This window comes from Streptosporangium sp. NPDC051022 (assembly GCF_040683035.1).
In the GTDB taxonomy this organism is placed as follows: domain Bacteria; phylum Actinomycetota; class Actinomycetes; order Streptosporangiales; family Streptosporangiaceae; genus Streptosporangium.
The window spans coordinates 39,973-57,252 of record NZ_JBFBCF010000006.1 but is presented as its reverse complement, the minus strand read 5'-3'; the positions used below and the strand labels follow the sequence as shown (position 1 = coordinate 57,252).

Here is a 17,280-nt window from a genome sequence, read left to right as displayed (position 1 = left end):
CTGTGAGGGCCGGAAAAATCAAGTCGGCGGGAGAATCCGGCCCCCCGTGCCGTGGGCGGATTCGGCTGATCCATCACGCAGAAGGAACCGATGACGAAAGGCATGGGACGCGCGCCGCCACGTCCGGCCACCGGAAGGGATGCCTCGTGACACCACTGACGTCCAGGATCGAGCTCGACATCGACCCCGGCAGACTTCGCGAATCGGTGGCGAGTCTGCTGGAGAGGCATCCGCTGGTCTACGAGGGCACGCGGCAGCTCGCGCTCCAGCACCGGCCTGGGGCGACGGATCCGTGGCACGAGGGGTGCCTGAGACAGTCGTTGATCTCCGCGGACTCCGACTTCACCGAGGTGCATCCCGAACTCCGGGACGGCTACCTGGGGGAGGTGTTCGACCGGCTCCCGTTCAGGCCCGTCCGAACGAGGATCATGGCGCTGGACCCGAGGTACTGCTATTCGGTGCACCGGGACCAGACGCCGCGCTACCACCTCGCCGTCACCACGAGCGAGCACGCGCGGTTCGTGTTCGTCGAGCACGACAAGGTGCTGAACATCCCGGCCGACGGAAACCTGTACTACGTCGACACCCGGCACCTGCACAGCGCGTTCAATGGCGGGGACGAGATGCGCGTCCACCTGGTTTTCGGGACGGATCCCGAGCAAGAGTAGGGGCGGGGGAGTCGGGGCGTGAGCAACTTGGTGGCGCATTGGGACCGCCGCGCCGAAAGTCATGACGAAACACCGGGGAACTCTCTGACGGCCGAGCAGACGGAGGCGTGGAAGTCGCTGCTGGCGGAGGTCTATCCCATCCGCTCGGGGAGACTCCTCGACATCGGCTGCGGCACGGGCACCTACTCGTTGCTGCTGGCGGAGCTGGGATTCGACGTCCACGGCGTGGACACGTCCAGGCGGATGATCGCGCACGCGCGGAGAAAGGCGCTCGGCCGGGGAGGCCCCGGCGGCGGGCTCACCGCCACGTTCTCGACGCTCGCCGCGCAGGACGTCGACGGCCGGTACGACGCGGTGTTCTCCCGGAACGTGCTGTGGACCGTCGAGAACCCCGGCCGGCTGGCCGACGTCGTGCGGGAGCACACGACGGAGTCCGCGCTGTGGGTCGCCGTCGAGACGATATGGGACGGCCGCCCGCACGGCGCCTACCGGGAGGTGGGAAAGAGCCTGCCCGGCTTCGGCGGCTGGCATCCGAACGTGCTCCGCGACGTGTTCGCGCGGCACGGATTCGCCCGCACCACGTGGTCGAGCATCTCCAACAGGGCGGAACTGGTGACCGCGGACAAGGACGTCCACGTGCTGTTCCGGGTGAGCCGATGATCACCGTCATCACGGGCCCCTGGGCGCTGCCGAGGATGCGGATCGCGCGATCGGCCGCCCGCCGGATCGGCGGCGCCGAGGTCGTCGACGGAGAACAGCTGGGATTCGCGCTGATGGAGTTCCGCGACGACCTGCCGGACAACTTCCAGGAGGACGCGGTCTGGGAGGGGCTGTTCACGTCGTTGTGCGTGCACACCGCCCGGCGTGGCGGCGGCACCGGCGTCCTGGCGCCGATGAACATCCATTCGAGCGAGCGCCTGTCCAGGATCCGGGCCGGCATCGCGGGCCACGGAGAAGCGGTCCACGTCGTGGGCCTGCGGTCGACCCGGGATCACTGCGAGCGTCTGGCGGACTCCTACACGTTCTTCGAGCGCGAGTCGCCCGACTACCACCGGGTGCGGAACTGGCAGCTCGAACGGCTGGGCGAGTACCTGGAGTTCATCGATGACCCGAAGGCACCGGTGGACCACTGGATCGACCTGGAGGCGGACGCGCCGGAGGAGTGGGTGGCCTCGTCGATCGCGGCGGCGTCCGGGAAGCCGGCCGCGGCCGTCCGGCGGTACCGGAGTGGTGAGCGGCGCCCATGACGACCTGTTCCGGGGAGGTCATGACGGAGATCCGCGACACGGAATGCGTGGTCGCCTACCGGCGTGTCCGGCACGGGGTCTCCACGTCACGCCAGATCGGCTACGGCCGCAACATGTATCCGGCCTCACCGGACCTCGTGGCGCAGATCCGGGCGATGATCTCGGTGCTGTTCGAGCAGCGGCGCATGACAGACTACTCGACCGAGTTCGACGGAACCGACCGGCGCCTGATCAGCGGGCTGGTCGCGGAGTGGCTGGGGCGCCCGGACGTCGGGCCGGGCGACGTGTTCGTCATGTCCGGGGCGACGGAGGCGATCAGCGTCGTCACCGGGTACCTCGCCGGACGCGGATACGGATACGTCCTGCCGCTGCCCTGCTACTACGCCTTCGAGCAGTCCGCCCGGAGGTGGAAAATGCCGGTCGACGCCCACTACAACGGTGACGGCCTGCTGTACGGAACCCGGCAGGGCTCGCGGCCGGCTCTGGTCGACATCGTGCCGAACGGGGTGACCGGCCGGCGTTTCCGGCTGCCCGCCGGTGTCGGCGACGACTTCCGGATCGTCGATTCGGTGTTCCAGGTGTCCGCGACGGCCACTCCCGGGTCCGGTGTGGACGATCGGTACCTGCGCGAGGCGGTCCGGGACATCGACCTCGGCAGGGGCTGCGTGATGCTGACCGCCAGCAAGGACCTGTCGATCCCCGGGCTGCGCGCGGGCCTGCTGGTCACAAGGGATCCCGGCCTCCGGCGGTACCTGGAGGCGGACCGGTTCGAGCGGTGCTTCTCGCTGAACCCGTTGTCCACCGGCATCGTCGCGCTGTACGTCGCGCTGATGTGCGCGCGGGCGTCGAGGACGAAGGGCGCCGTGGCGCCGGGGCGCCCGCTGGTCCCGCCCCGGGTCCCGCCGGGCCTGCCGGTCGCCGAGGACCCGCTGGCGCGGGTGCTGTGGGAATCGCCGATCGTCGACGACCTCGACCGGCACATGCTCGGCATGGCGCGGCACTACGACTCGGTCCTGGAGATCTACGGGAACCGGCTCGCGCCGTCGGGGATCGATCTCGCCCCGTGGCGGCCGGAAACCGGCTATTCGCTGTTCCTGCCGTTGCCGGTCCGGGTCGACGGACCGGAGGGCGCCGTCACGTGGTGCAACCGGGTCGGCCGGGAGCTGGGACTCAAGCTGAATCCGGCGGTGATCTTCGGGGGAGGCGACAGGCCGTGGGCGGCCCTGTACGACTGCGCGCGTCCGTGGGTGCGGTTCAACTGTTCGGTCGCGGAGACGGACGCCGTCGGCACCATGGACATCCTTGATTCGGCGCTGAGGTGATGCTGAGGTGATGAGGTGGACGGTGGGAGCTAGCGGAAAGACATCCCCGGGCGTTGACCCGCTGACCCTGGGCAGGGCGATAGCCGACGCCGACCGGCGGGCCGCGCACGCCCTCAACCTCGTGCCCAGCGAGAACCGGATCTCCCCGCTGGCCGCGCTGCCGCTGGGTTCCGACTTCTACAACCGGTACTTCTTCAACACCGCAGGCGATCCGCTGTTCTGGGAGTTCCGCGGCGGGGAGGAGATCGCGCACATCGAGGCGCTCGGGATCGACGCGCTCCGGCGGATGGCCGCGGCGCGGTACTGCAACGTGCGCCCGATATCGGGGATGAGCGCGATGATCATCACCATCGCCGCCCTGTCGCGGCCCGGTTCGGCCGTGGTGAGCGTCGACCAGAACTCCGGCGGCCACTACGCCACCTCGGCGCTGCTCGGGCGCCTCGGCCGCGAGTCCCGCCTGCTCGGCGGCAAGACCGGCGAGGTCGGCGGGCCGGAACTGGCGGACCTGCTCGCACCCGGCGACGTGGACCTCGTGTACGTGGACGTGCAGAACTGCGTGAGGACACCGGACTTCCGGGCGATGGCGGCCGTGGTGAGGGACGTGAGCCCCGGCACGCGGCTGTACGTCGACGCCAGCCACTACCTCGGCCTCGTGCTCGGCGGCCACGTGGTGAACCCCCTGGCGTGCGGGGCCGACGCCTTCGGTGGATCGACCCACAAGTCGTTTCCCGGGCCGCACAAGGGAGTGATCTTCACCAACTCCGACGACGTCGACGAGAGGCTGCGGGCCGCGCAGTTCGACCTGCTCAGCAGCCACCACTTCGCGGAGACGCTGGCGCTGGCCCTGGCCGCGCTGGAGGTCGAACAGCACATCGGCGAATACGCCCGGGCGACGAACGACAACGCGCGGCGGCTCGCCCGCGCGCTGGCCGACGCGGGGTTCCGGGTCTACGGCGACAGCGGCGCCGGATACACCGACACGCACCAGGTGTGGGTGGAACTGGACGGCACGGCGGATGCCTACGCGCTGTCGAACAGGCTGGCCGAGGTGGGCATCCGGGTCAATCTGCACTCGACGCTGCCGGGAATGCCCGGCGTGCACCTGCGCCTCGGCTCGAACGAGGTCACCTTCGAGGGCGCCGGTCCGCGAGCGATCGAGAAACTCGCCGACGCCCTGGTCACGGCGAGGGAACGGGCGCTCGGACCGCGGACGGTGAGCGAGATCCGCCGGCGGTTCGGTGCGCCCTTCTACACCGATCCCGGGAAGCTGAGAGGGGAGGCCGGGCTGTGAGCGTCCACGCGCACCGACCGGGGATCGCCGGGTCCGGCGGGATCACCGCTCCCGAGTCCGAGCGGGACGTGCGGGAGTACCTGTCGGAGATGCTCCGATGGCATTTCGACGAGGAGACGGGCTCGCGGTTCTGGGTCGGCCACCGGGACGCGCTGCCCTTCGACCCGGTCACCGACATCCGCACCTGCGACGACCTGCGCCGGTTCCCGTCGCGCGTGAACGAGCTGCGGGACGTCAGGGTCGAGGACCTGATCCCCCGGGGGCTGGCGGACGAACCCCCGCCCTACGTGGTGGAGTCCGGCGGCACGACCGGCCAGCCGAAGCGGGCGATCCTGTCGCGGATCCAGATCGAGCGGCTGGTCGACATGTACTGCGGCTACGTGCCGGAGGCCGCCGGGCACACCATGTTGTCGCTGTTCCCGACCGGTCCCCACCTCGCCGGCAACTGGCAGCGGCGGTGGGCGCGGCGGCTGCGCGTGCTGTACCTCCAGGTGGACATCGATCCGCGGTGGGTGAAGTCCGGGATCGGGACGGAGCTCCAGGACCGCTACGCGGCGCACGTCCTGGCCCAGGCCCGGGACGTGCTCTCCACGCAGCGCGTCGGGCACCTGCTGGTGACCCCTCCGCTGCTCCGCAGGATCGCGCGGTCGGACGAGCTGCGGGAACTGGTACGCGCCACGGTGCGGGTCATCACGTGGGGCGGTGCGCGCATGACGCGCGAGGAGCTGTACGAGTACTCGCAGCTGGTCTTCCCGGACGCCGCCTTCGTCGCCACCTACGCGAGTTCGATCACGGGCACCCGGGCGCTGCTCCGGCGGACGACGGGATTCGACGATCTCCCGGTGTTCGACCCGGCCGGTCCCGAGCTGTTCGTCCGCGTCGTGGATCCGGGCACGCGGACGCCGGTGCCGTACGGCGTCCGCGGCCAGGTGCTGATGCACACGATCACGCGGGACATGTTCCTGCCGAACAACCTCGAACGGGATCTGGCCGTGCGCGTGTCCCGGGGCGAGGACTGGCTGGGCGACTCGGTCGCGGACGTCGTCCCGCTGCCGGAGTTCGAGGGCAGCCGCGTCGTCGAGGGGATCTACTGATGGCGAACGGCCGAGACGGTCAGAAGATCCCGGTGGTGCGCCCGACCACGGCCGGGAAGGTCGGCGGGGTGCAGTACGCCTCGTCCGGTTTCGCCGCGTGGCGGGGCATCCCGTACGGCGGGCTCCCGGCCGGCGGCGGCCGGTTCGCCGGTCCGGTGCGGCCGGATCCCTGGGAACGCGTGCGGCCGGCGCTGCGCCACGGCAGCGTCTCCTGGCAGCTCGCGCCCGTCTACGACAGGGCGTCCGGCGTCATGCGGGAGTTCGACTTCGCGAACACCGCCGACCCGGAGCACGAGGACTGCCTGTACCTCAACGTGTTCACGCCGGACCCGGGACGCGCCGCTCTTCCCGTCCTCGTCTGGTTCCACCCGGGCCTGCAGGTCGCGGGGTCGGGGAACATGCCGGGGCGGCGCCCGGAGGTGCTCGGCCGCAACCACGGCGTCGTGGTGGTGACGGTGAACTACCGGCTGGGGTGCTGGGGTCACCTCTACCTGGACGACGTGGCCGGGCGGGACACCGCGAACCTCAGGATGCGCGACCAGCTCCTCGCCTTGAGGTGGGTGAAGGAGAACATCGCGGCCTTCGGCGGCGACGACGCCGGCGTCACCCTGGTCGGGGAGTCCGCCGGAGCGCGCAACATCGGATCCCTCCTGGGGTGCGGCCCCGCCGACGGGCTGTTCGAGCGGGCCGCGCTGTACAGCGGCGGGTGCGACAACGTGGTGCCGCGAGAGGAGGCGACCGAGTTCGCCCGGCGGTTTCTCGAGTGCGCCGGCCTGTCCGGCGACCCCGAGCGGGTCTTCTCCGTCCCCAACGTGCACCTGAAGGTGGCGCACGAGCGCCTGCTCAGACGGCACGAGATCGTGTACTACCGGGATGTCGTGGACGGCGTGTACCTGTCCCGCACGCCGATCGAGGCCATCAGGGCGGGCGTGTCCGGCAAGGTCGACCTTCTGGTCTCCAACACCGCGAACGAGGCCGGCCTGTGGGACCGCCTGATGCCCGGCGGGGCCCGGGTGGTGGCACAGGGGTCCGGCATGGAGACCGCGGCGGCGCGGTACGGAACCGACTACGAGGGGTTCATCAACGACGAGCTGTACCTGCGGCCGTCGCGCGACCTGCTCCGGGCGAAGACCGCGGCGGGCGGCGGCCGATGCTGGTACCAGGTGTACGACCACGTCCCGTCGAATCACCGTTTCGCCGACGCGGACCGCGCGCTGCACGGAATGGACCTCGCCTCGCTGCTGCTCGACCTCTCGGCTCCCGGCGGCGCGTCGGAGGCGGACGTCGCGGTCGCCCGGAACGTCCAGTCGGCGCTCGTGGACTTCGCGAGCGGCAGGGTTCCGTCGACCGGCGGCGTCACATGGCCCGTGTACGAGAGCGACCCCGTGCACGAGAGGGACAGGGAGAGGGCCGTCCGCATCGGCCGGAGGCCGAGCGTGGACACCGCGGTGTGGCCCCTGGACGACGACGCCGCGGCAGCGGGCCGGTAGAGATGATCACGGAGTCGCGGACGTCGCCACCGTGGATGACGCGGCTGATCACGTCGTGGGCGGCCGACAGGTGGCCGGCGGTCCGCACCGTGACTCTCGCGCTCGCCGGAGTCGGGATCGATCTCGCCACGCCGCTGGTGATCAGGTCCGTGGTCGACGGGCTGTCCGCCGGCCAGGCGGTCGCGACCGGTGCGCTCGTCCTGCTCGCGGTCGCGGCCGTCCTCAGGTTCGCCGTCCAGTTCGGCCAGCGCGCGACGGCGAGCCACCTGGCGACCCGGGTCGAACACGACCTGCGAGTGGCGCTGTTGTCCGCGGTGTGCCGCTACTCCGGTGAGAAGCAGGACTCGTTGCGGCGGGGCGAGGTCGTGTCGAGGTCGATCGTCGATCTGCAGGTGGTCCAGTCGTTGCTCGCACTGGCTCCGCAGGCGGCCGCGGCGGTGCTCCACGTCGCGATCCAGATCGTGATCATGTTCTGCCTCTCCCCGGTGCTCGCGCTGGCGACGCTCGTCACCATCCCGCTCGCGGGCGCGCTGGTGGTCCGCTCCCGCCGGCGCATCTACGCGGCCACCTGGCTCTCCCAGCAGGCGGCCGCCGACCTGACCTCGTTCACCGGGGAGGCGATAGCCGGGCTCCCCGTCACCAAGGTCTTCCAGCGGGAGGACCTGATCGAGGAACGCTTCCGGAATCTGGCCGCCGGGCTGTTCGGCCGGCGTCAGCGGGTCGCCCGGCTGAACGCCGTGTTCAGCCCGTGCCTGACCGTCCTGCCGCAGTTCGCGCTCGTCCTGGTCATCGGCGTCGGCGGGATGCTGACCCTGAGGGGGGACATCAGCGTCGGCACGTTCATCGTGTTCGCCACATACCTGCTCACCCTGACCGGGCTGACCCGGCTGCTGGCCGGCGTGGTCTCCGCGGTCGCGCTCGCCAGGTCGTCCGCCGACCGGATCCACACGATCATCGACGGCGCCGACCGCGCGCCCGGTGCGGCCGGCGACGAATCCCGGACGGGCACCGGAGGCGGTCTCGGCGTGGTGCTGTCCGACGTCGGGCTGACGCTCGGGCCGGACGCGCGGGAGGTGCTGCGGGGCGTGAGCCTCCGGATCGCGGCGGGGGAGTGTCTCGGCGTCGCGGGCAGGGCCGGCGCCGGGAAATCGGCCCTCGGGCTGGTGCTCCAGGGACAGTACCGGCACGGCGCGGGCACGGTCGAGCTCGTCGGCGGCTCCGGAACGACGACCTGGAGCGATCCCGACGTCGTCCTGGTGACGGAGGAGCCGTTCCTGTTCTCCGGCACCGTCAGGGACAACATCCTCCTCGGCCGGACGTTCGACGACGGCAGGTTCGCCTCGGCGGTCGCCGACGCGGCCGTGGACGCGATGCTCGACCGCATGCCGGACGGAGACCGGACCCATGTCGGGGAGGGCGGGGCTCGGCTCTCCGGCGGCGAACGGCAGCGGATCGCACTCGCCAGGGCGCTGTACAACTCACCGCGCCTGCTGGTGCTCGACGACGCGACGTCCGCCCTGGACACCCTGACGGAGGCGCGGGTGCTGGAGGCGATGCGGCGGCGACTCCGGCGCGGGTGCACCGTCGTCGTGACCGGCAGGCGGCGCGCCGTGCTGTCGCTCGCCGACCGGATCGCGATCGTCGAGGGCGGTCGCGTCGTCGAGCACGGCGACGCCCCGGAGCTCCTGCGGCACTCCGTACGGCTGAAGGCCCTGATGGGCGAGGAGACGGAGACGCCGACACTGGGCACCGACGACCTTCCGGGCGGCGGGCGGGACACGCGCGACGTGCCGCCGGCGGACGACGGCCGCGGCCGGGTGCGAGCCGGCCCGGGGGACCCGGCCGAGGTGCTCGGGAAGTACGTCACCGCTCTGCCTCCGGTCGTGGACGAACCGGCCGCCTCCGACATCGAGAGCGGCCGGGCGGACGGCCCGGTCGGCTTCCGCCAGGCACTGCGCCCCGTCCGGTCCCCGGCCGTCGCGGCGATCGCGTGCGTCGGGATCGAGGTCGTCGCGGCCGTGGCGCTTCCGGCGGTGGCGCGCGGCGTGCTCGGGCGTTCGGCGGACGGTGACGCGACGGCGGTCGGGCTGTTGTCCGGGCTGGGGCTCGCGATCACCGCGGTGAGCTGGATCGCGGGGTGGGGAACCGTCCGGACGACCACGCGTGTGTGCGATCGCGTGCTGTTCGCCGTCCGCCTGCGATGCTTCCGCCACATCCAGCGCCTTCCGCTGTCCTACGCGGACCAGGTGCGCTCGGGGAGCCTGCTGACCCGGATGACGACGGACGTCGACTCGCTGTCGGCGTTCCTGCAGACCGGGCTCCTGTCCCTGATCGTCAATCTGTCGCTGGTGCTCGGCGTCGTCCTGATGACGGTGCTGATCGCGCCCGGCTACTGGCCGGTCCTGGCGGTGGCGGGTGTCGTCGTCCTGGCCGGCGGCGGCGCGTTCCAGCGGATCGTCTCCCGGTCGTACCCGCGGGCGAGGGAGCTGCTGGCCGCCGTCAACTCCGACCTGCACGAGAAGGCGCACGGGGTCCGCGCGGCGCAGACATTCCGCTGCACCGGGTGGATCGTCGCGGAGTTCGCGGAGAAGTCGGCGGCGTACCGCGACGAGCGCCGGGCGGGGCAGACGGCGGCGGCGTGGTTCTTCCCGCTGGTGGCGCTGACCACCGACATGGCGCTGCTGTGCGTGCTGCTGCCGGCCGCGGTGGACGGACTGCCCTGGGCGGTCGGCGGCGGCGGTACCGTCGCCGCCCTCATCCTGTACCTGTCCATGCTGTACTACCCGATCCAGCAGATCGCCACGGTCTACGACGGCGCCCAGCAGGCCAGGGTGGGGCTCGGGCGCGTCAACGGGCTGCTGTCGGAACCGGCGGAGGAACCGACCGAGAAGGCGGCCAAGGAGGCGGCCAAGGAGGCGGCCAAGGAGGCGGCCAAGGAGGCGACCGAGGAGCCGACCGAGAAGGCGGTCGAGAAGGCGGTCGAGAAGGCGGTCGAGGAGACGGCCGGTGGCACGCCGGCCGGTGCCTCGCGCGCCGGCGGTGGCATCCGGTTCGACCGGGTCGGCTTCAAGTATCGGGAGGACGCCCCGTACTCGCTCCTGGACGTCGTCCTCGACATCCCGCCGGGGGCGTCCGTCGCCGTCGTCGGCCCGACGGGCGCCGGGAAGTCCACGATCGTCAGGCTGCTGGCACGGTTCTACCGCCCGCAGCGGGGGACGATCCGCGTCGGCGGTGTGGACGTCGACGAGATCCCGCTGCGCGACTACCGACGGCGGATCGCCATCGTGCCGCAGGAGGCACACCTGTTCAGCGGTTCCGTCGGCGAGAACATCGCGTTCGGCCGTCCGGACGCGTCCACGGCGGAGATCGCGGAGGTCGTCCGGTCGTTCGGCGTGTCGGAGCTGATCGGCTCCCTGCCCGGCGGGCTGGACTACGACATCGGCCCCCGGGGGGCCGCGCTGTCGGCGGGGCAGAGGCAGGTGGTCGCCGTGCTGCGGGCGATCGTGTCGGACCCCGACCTCCTGCTGCTGGACGAGGCGACCGGAGCGCTGGACCTGGAGTCGGAGCGAAGCGTCGTCAACGCGTTGCGCGACGCCAGGGGCGGGAGGAAGACCGTACTGGTCGCCCATCGGCTCGCGACCGCGTCGCAGGCGGACGTCATCGCCGTCGTCGAGCGCGGCCGTCTGCTGGAGACGGGCGGGCACGAGGCCCTGCTGCGATCGGGCGGGCTGTACGCGGATCTGTGGGCGGCCTCAGACCGTGACGGGGCAATGATCAATCCGGGACGAGGAGGCATGGCGTGAAGTCGTTGACGTGCGAGAAGGAGTTCAGGTTCAACGGGGCGGTGTCGTTGCAGCACGGCGATCGCTGGACGGCCCCGTGGCGGGTGCCCTTCGACCGGGTCCGGCTGTACTTCCCGGAAGGCGGCATCGGGCGTGCCGCGATGCCGTCCGGGGTGGCCGTCACGCTGGTGACGGACGCGGCGCGCATCGAGATGGACTACCTGTGCTCGCGCTGCCCGGACAACATCATCGACCTCGCCGAGGACGTCGAGCAGCTGGAGTCCGTCGACGTGGCGGTGGACGGGCGGTATCTCGGCAGGCACGCCCTGTCGGCGACGAAGACCGAGGAGACCCTCTGCCTGGACCTCGGAGACGCGGGAGGCGGAGAGCGGCTGGTCGAGATCTGGCTGCCGCTCTACTCCCAGTTCCGGTTGATCGACCTGCGGGTCGACGAGGGCGTGACGGCGTCGCCGCCGGCCCCCAACCCGCGGCGGTGGGTGCACTACGGCGGCTCGCTGTCGCAGGGCATGGGGGCGAACTCCCCGTTGACCAGCTACGTCCAGTCGAGCCGGTGGCGCACCGACCTGGACCTGGTGTCGGTGGCCAGGGGCAAGGGCACGCACATGGAGCCGGTGTTCGCGGATCTGATCGCCGACCTGCGGCCGCGGTACGTGACCATGGCGGTCGGGGGAATGGTCTACATCACCGGCTCGCTGAACCGGTACACCTATCTCACCAACATGCTCGGGTTCGTGAAACGCATCGTCGACTCCGTTCCCGCCTGCGAGGTGGTGGTGCTCGCGCCGCCGATGAGCCCGCGGTTCAGCGGGTGCCGTGGACCCAACGGGATGACCCCGGAAGAGATGCTCCAGACGCACTACGCCGCCGTGGAAACGGTGACGAAGTGGGGCGACGGCAGGGTGCACCGTGTGCGCCAGTGGCCGGACGTCGTCGAGTCCGACTTCCTCGCCGACGGCATCCACCTGACGTCGGACGCGCACCGCCGGTACGGGGAGTACCTGGCCGAAGGCATCCGGGCGTGCGTGGGGTAGCGCCCGCGGGCCTCGTGACCGGCGGGCGGTGCGACGACGACCAGACGACCCTCTGGGAAGACAACCATCTGAGAAGGAGAATCGCCGTGACAGAGCAGACGAACGACGGCACGCCGACGGAGCCGGTCGCCGCGGACGATCTCGACTGGTTCGAGGACGTGCCGGACGAGAACATCGGCAACGTGCTCTCGCTGGACGAGATAGCCCCGCACGCGGGGATCTAGAGACCCGTGGGGATCGACGTGGGTTCACTTCACCGGTCCGCGGTCGTCCAGGCCGGCGAGAAGCGGCGGGATGTGCTGCGGTGGTACGAATCCCGGTTGAGCGGGCCCGAGGCCGGCCGGGCGTGGCCCGAGGGCGCGGTCGTGGTCGTGGGGCGTGATCTTCTTCCGCGCGTCGACGACCTGGCCGCGCTCGGGTGCCGCGTGACCGGGGAGACCTCCCCCGAGGGCCTGCGGCACGGACCCGTCGAACGGTGGGTGCCGGCGTCGGCGAGGTACGTTCTGGTGGTCGCCGCCCGGGAGGAGTTCGACATCCGGCTCGCCGGCGGCGTCGTGGACCTCGGGCGCCGGATCGGGCTGCCGGTGGGCGCGCTGCCGGCCGGTTCCGCCGGGGAACTGGGCTTCATGCTGAGACGCATGGCGCTGGCCAGACGGGTGCGGGAGGGGAGGCACGTCGTCGTCGACGCCGCCGACTCCTCCTCCGTCGTGGGCGACGCGAAGGCGTTCGCGGATCCCGGCGCGCGGGACCTGCACAGCGTCTCCGTGTACGGGCACGGCAACGAGTCGCACGTCAAGGTCGGGGACAGGTTCATCTGCTCGCACAGCGCGAGCAGGTTCCCGGAGCAGGACTGCGGATGCGTGAAGCACGATCTCAGGCTGTGCAGGCTCGACGAGATCCGCTGCGTGTGGATCCACCTGGGATCGTGCGGGGCGCTGGTTCCGGACTGGCGCCGGAGCACGCCCGCGACGAATTTCGTCGACTCCTTCGCGAGTTCCTACGCGGCGACGGTGTGCGGATCGCTCTACCGCATGCCGACGTCGCGTCAGGCGATCGTCGGCCACGAACTGGACCAGCTCGACGACTCCGGGCCGGGCGGGGACGACCCGTCGGCGGGAACCGTGTGCCTCGGCGACCCGATCCTGCTGAAACACACACGCGGTGTCCTGGACAGGCGGGCGACCGTCGCGTACCTGCGCGGTGAGCTCAAGGACATCGAGACCGGGCTGGCACGCCTGTCCGAGGACCGGGAGCGGTTGCCGGCGCTGACGCGCACCGTCGAAGACGCGCGTGAGAAGGTCAACGCGCTGCGCCTGGTGGGAGGTCCCGGCGCGCGCGAGGCGCTGGAGGCCTGCGCGAGCCGGATCGACGGCGCCGCGGGCTGGGCGGCACGGGCCGCCACGGTGCTGTCGGCGGCGAACGAACGGAAGGTGTACGGCGAGGCAGGGCGGGCCGAGTTCTCCCGCTGTCTCGGCAGGATGAGGGACTTCGCCGAACGGTTCGAGCGGGAGCTGGTCCCGTTCGTGGCGAGTGCGCGCGCGATCGGCGCCCGAGACGTCGAGCGCGCCATGAAGAGCGGGTTGATCTTCGGATCGACACGGTCGGAGGTGCTGTGCGCCTGCCGGCTGTGCGGGCTTCCGGTGTACGTGAGCACCGCTCGGGGGGTGGCGAACGGCCGGGAGTGCTGCTGGGCGCGCTGCGACGTCTGCGGGCACCTGGCGAGATCGCCGGACGGGGTCCGGTTCCCGTTGATCACCGTACCGGCGGCGGGTCACGTCGGGGTGCGGTTCTTCGGCTGTGAGCCGGTCGAGCCGGTCGAGCCGGCCGAGACGGCCGAGCCGGTCACGCGGGTGGCCGCGCGGGTGGTCGTGGACGTCGACGACGGCGTGGGGGGCCTGCACACGAGGAGCGTTCATGAGATCGCGGTAGGTGATGAGGTGTGCGTGCGTTGTGACGTGAGCAGGGCCGGTCCCTCGGTACGGGTGAGGGCGCTGGTGGTGTCCGGGTTCGCGGTGGGGTTCGCGCGCGCGACCGTGCCGTCGGCCGAACTGCTCGGCTCCCCGTCCTGACGGCACGTGCGCGAGATGCTCTGTCGGTCGAGCTGGAAAGAAGTCACATGCGTTGGAATGGCATCGGACAGCTCAAGGGTGAGAGCCCATGAGGGCCGTGTACGCGAGCGCCCCCGATCCGGAGGATCCGTTGTCCGCCCTCGTGGTCGGGCATCGCCCCGACCCCGAGACGCCGCCGGGCTGGGTGCGGGTGCGGGTGCGGGCGGCGTCCCTGAACCACAAGGACCTCTGGACCCTGCGCGGCGTCGGGATCAACCACGACCAGTACCCGCGCGTCCTCGGCTGTGAGGCGGCGGGGGAGGGACCGGACGGCGGGAGGGTGGTGCTGTACCCGCTTCGGGAGTCCCCGCCGGGTACGAGCGACGAGACGCTGGTGATGCCGGAGGCCCAGCTCGCCGGCGCCCGGCCCGGCACGCTCGCCGAGTACTTCGTCGCGCCGCCCGCGAGCCTGCTGCCCGTCCCGGAGCACCTGTCCTGGGAGGAGGCGGCGTGCCTGGTGTGCACCTGGCTTCCCGCCTACCGGATGCTGTTCACGAAGGCGGCGCTGTCCCCCGGGGACACCGTGCTCGTCCAGGGTGCCGCGGGCGGGCTGTCCACCGCGTTGATCAGCCTGGCCGCGGCCGGTGGCCTGCGTACCTGGGTCACCGGCCGGACCGCCGACAAGCGGGACCTGGCCCGCGGGCTGGGGGCGAACGCCACGTTCGAACCGGGGGCCGCGCTGCCCGAGCCGGTCGACGCGGTGATCGACAGCGTGGGCAGGGAGACGTGGACGCACTCGCTGCGCAGCGTCCGGCACGGCGGCACGGTGGTGGTCGCCGGTGCGACGACGGGAGACGTGCCGCCGGCCCGGCTGCACCGGATCTACTTCCACCAGATCAAGATCGTCGGCTCCTTCAGCGGCACGCGGGAGGAGTACGGGCGGATGCTGACGTTGATGCGCACCACCGGCATCAAGCCGCTGGTGGACCAGGTGCTGCCGGCCGCGGAGGCGCGCGTGGCGTTCAAGCGGCTCGCGGACGGCGACGTGCGCGGCAATCTCGTCCTGACCTGGTCGTGAGCGGCGCCACCTGTCGCGCCAGACGAGGAGATGACGGTGATCCATCACAGGGTCGCGGGCCGTTCCCCGGAGGGACGTGGCGCCTCGCGCGGTCACCCGCCCGGCGGCCGCCGGGGGGACGCGCTCCGGGAGGCGCCCGTCGACGGGCGGGGTGGCGGGTGAAGAGCGCGATCGACCTCCTGCGCGAGGCCGGCGACGGCGTCGCCCTTCCGCCGTGCGACAGCCGGTTCCACTACGTTCCACCGTGGACGGCCGCGAGTCTGGAGGCGCTGACGGAGGAGGTCCTGCCCCCGGTCGCCGCCATCGCGGCGCGGTACTCGGCCGCCGGCCGGGCGGACGAACCGGTCACCGCGGACGAGACGGCGGCACTGATCGGCGCGTGCGAGTACGTGCGGCTGCGGGGCGGCGGTGACGGCTGCGTCCTCGCCTTCGGCGGCCTGCCCGCGGAGCTGGCGGAGTACGCGCGTCTCGACCGGATGACGGTGCGGGCGGCGCTGGAGTGCGCCGGCTGGTTCAACGCGAGCCAGCGCGCTCTCACCGGCGTCGACATCGAAGTACGGCGGCCCGCCGGAACGCCCGCTCTCGATGGCGCGCTCTACGGACCGGAACTGGCGCGGCGCTACAACCCCGCACGGCGGGTGAGCGAACGGTTCAACGACGTGGTGCGCGGATTCGCCAGGGAGTTCCTCGGTTCGTGCCGCGTCCTGGAACTGGGCGCCGGCACCGGCAGGGTGGCACGCAACATCGCCCCCTTCGCGGGCTCCTACGTCGGGATCGAGGCGTCGCTCGCGATGATCGGCGAGGGCCGCCGAGACGGCCTGGACGTGCGGCACGGCGACATGATGGCGATACCGCTCGACGCGGGATCGGCCGACGCGGTCGTCGAGCACGAGAGCATCGACTTCTGCGGGGAGCCGTTGCTGGCCGCCGCCGAGATCGAACGCGTGCTCACCCCGGGCGGCCACTTCTACCGCGTCGAACTGGAGACCGCGCCTGTCGCCGCGATCGGTCACCTGCAGGAGCGGATCGTCACGCGGCTGGCGGAGATCTCCGGCGGGGTCTTCCCGTACTGGACCAAGAGGCAGCGGCAGCGCCTGCACGGATGGCTGGTGCGCCGCGGATTCGCGGATCGCAGGATCGAGCTCGCGCGGTGGGAGGAGGAACGGACGCTGCGCGACTGGCTGCAGGGGCTGGTGAACGCGAGCTATCCGTCGTTCTCGGGCGTCGACGAGCGGACGGCGCTGTCCGTCTGCGTGGAACTGGCGCGAGAGGCGTCGCTGGGAGACCTCGACGGGTGGTGGCCGGGACACGTCGGCATGGTCGTGGATCAGTACGAGCTCGTTGGGCGGTGTCCGTGACCGGCCGCGCGGGAACAGGCTCGGGAGGAGCCCGGTGAGGGCGTTCGGCGCCGTCGTCCGCCGACCGGCGTCGATGTCGTTCAAGCAGCCGCCGTTCCGGCGAGCCGTCGCGCGTCGATCACGAGAACGTCGATCACAAGAACGTCGATCGCAAGAACGTCGATCACAGGAACGTCGATCACAGGAACTCAGGATGGAGACGGACTTGCTCGTGTGGATCAACGGCCCTTTCGGGGCCGGCAAGACGAGTATCGCCGAACAGCTGACGCGGATCGTCGACAAGATCATCGTTTTCGATCCGGAGGAGGTCGGATTCCACCTCCGCGAGTGGGTGCCGCTGCCGGCGTCGGGCGATTTCCAGGACCTGCCGTGCTGGCGCGACGTCGTGGGGCAGTCGTGCGCGGCGTTCCTGCGGCACCATCCCGACCATCTTCTCGTCGTGCCGATGACCGTGGTGAACGACGCCTATCGGCAGGAGATCATCGACATCATCCGCAAGGACACCGACCGGATCCTGCACTTCTGGCTGTCGGTCGGCAGGGAGACCCTGGCACGGCGCATATCCGATCAGGTCGTGTGGCCGGACGACCCCGCCAGGGACGCCGAGGTGAGGAAGTGGCGACTCGCGCAGATCGACGGCGCGATGGCCTGCGAGGAACGGCTGGGCGCCGACACCGTCGTCCTGCCGGCGGATGAGGCGAGCCCCCGGCGACTGGCCGAACGGGTTCTCGCCGAAGTGGACAGGTACGGAACGCGCGGCCGATCCGCCGAAGCCGGGACGTCGATTCCGAACCGCCGTACGGCGGAGCGCTGATCGGCCGAACTCCGACGCGCCGGGCGACCGGGGCAC

The 17,280-nt window shown here is 71.4% G+C and carries 14 protein-coding genes; all 14 read left to right on the top strand.

Features of this window, described 5'->3' with window-relative positions:
• Positions 1 to 146 precede the first annotated feature (146 nt).
• Positions 147 to 668 (top strand): aspartyl/asparaginyl beta-hydroxylase domain-containing protein, encoded by a 522-nt coding sequence (locus AB0N02_RS13130; RefSeq protein ID WP_363945493.1) that lies wholly within the window; start codon positions 147 to 149, stop codon positions 666 to 668.
• Positions 669 to 686: 18 nt separating this feature from the next.
• Entirely contained in the window at positions 687 to 1,328 is a 642-nt protein-coding gene (locus AB0N02_RS13125; protein ID WP_363945492.1) for a class I SAM-dependent methyltransferase, read from the top strand.
• Entirely contained in the window at positions 1,325 to 1,915 is a 591-nt protein-coding gene (locus AB0N02_RS13120) for a hypothetical protein (RefSeq protein ID WP_363945490.1), read from the top strand. The genes AB0N02_RS13125 and AB0N02_RS13120 overlap by 4 nt, the downstream gene beginning before the upstream one ends.
• Positions 1,912 to 3,237: a hypothetical protein gene (locus AB0N02_RS13115; protein WP_363945488.1), complete on the top strand. Its 1,326-nt coding sequence runs from the start codon at positions 1,912 to 1,914 to the stop codon at positions 3,235 to 3,237. Before AB0N02_RS13120 ends, AB0N02_RS13115 begins: the two co-directional genes overlap by 4 nt.
• Positions 3,238 to 3,259: 22 nt before the next feature.
• The gene (locus tag AB0N02_RS13110) at positions 3,260 to 4,528 is read left to right on the top strand and encodes a hypothetical protein (RefSeq protein WP_363945486.1); all 1,269 of its coding nucleotides are present in this window, start codon (positions 3,260 to 3,262) and stop codon (positions 4,526 to 4,528) included.
• Positions 4,525 to 5,622 (top strand): phenazine antibiotic biosynthesis protein, encoded by a 1,098-nt coding sequence (locus AB0N02_RS13105; RefSeq protein WP_363945484.1) that lies wholly within the window; start codon positions 4,525 to 4,527, stop codon positions 5,620 to 5,622. The genes AB0N02_RS13110 and AB0N02_RS13105 overlap by 4 nt, the downstream gene beginning before the upstream one ends.
• Positions 5,622 to 7,112, top strand: coding sequence for a carboxylesterase family protein (locus AB0N02_RS13100; protein ID WP_363945483.1), 1,491 nt, complete (start codon positions 5,622 to 5,624; stop codon positions 7,110 to 7,112). Before AB0N02_RS13105 ends, AB0N02_RS13100 begins: the two co-directional genes overlap by 1 nt.
• Before the next feature lie 35 nt (positions 7,113 to 7,147).
• Entirely contained in the window at positions 7,148 to 10,915 is a 3,768-nt protein-coding gene (locus AB0N02_RS13095) for an ABC transporter ATP-binding protein (protein WP_363945481.1), read from the top strand.
• On the top strand, positions 10,912 to 11,946 hold the full coding sequence (locus tag AB0N02_RS13090; RefSeq protein ID WP_363945479.1) for a hypothetical protein: 1,035 nt from the start codon (positions 10,912 to 10,914) through the stop codon (positions 11,944 to 11,946). The genes AB0N02_RS13095 and AB0N02_RS13090 overlap by 4 nt, the downstream gene beginning before the upstream one ends.
• An 86-nt stretch (positions 11,947 to 12,032) precedes the next feature.
• Positions 12,033 to 12,170 (top strand): hypothetical protein, encoded by a 138-nt coding sequence (locus AB0N02_RS13085; protein ID WP_363945477.1) that lies wholly within the window; start codon positions 12,033 to 12,035, stop codon positions 12,168 to 12,170.
• Positions 12,171 to 12,188: 18 nt separating this feature from the next.
• Positions 12,189 to 14,015, top strand: a complete 1,827-nt coding sequence (locus tag AB0N02_RS13080) for a hypothetical protein (RefSeq protein WP_363945476.1) — start codon at positions 12,189 to 12,191, stop codon at positions 14,013 to 14,015.
• A gap of 88 nt (positions 14,016 to 14,103) precedes the next feature.
• The gene (locus tag AB0N02_RS13075; protein ID WP_363945474.1) at positions 14,104 to 15,072 is read left to right on the top strand and encodes a zinc-binding dehydrogenase; all 969 of its coding nucleotides are present in this window, start codon (positions 14,104 to 14,106) and stop codon (positions 15,070 to 15,072) included.
• Positions 15,073 to 15,230: 158 nt separating this feature from the next.
• Positions 15,231 to 16,430 carry a class I SAM-dependent methyltransferase gene (locus AB0N02_RS13070; RefSeq protein ID WP_363945472.1) on the top strand — a complete coding sequence of 400 codons (1,200 nt, stop codon included), beginning with the start codon at positions 15,231 to 15,233 and terminating at the stop codon, positions 16,428 to 16,430.
• Between the two features lie 193 nt (positions 16,431 to 16,623).
• Positions 16,624 to 17,244 (top strand): tunicamycin resistance protein, encoded by a 621-nt coding sequence (locus AB0N02_RS13065; protein WP_363945471.1) that lies wholly within the window; start codon positions 16,624 to 16,626, stop codon positions 17,242 to 17,244.
• The last annotated feature ends 36 nt before the right edge of the window (positions 17,245 to 17,280 follow it).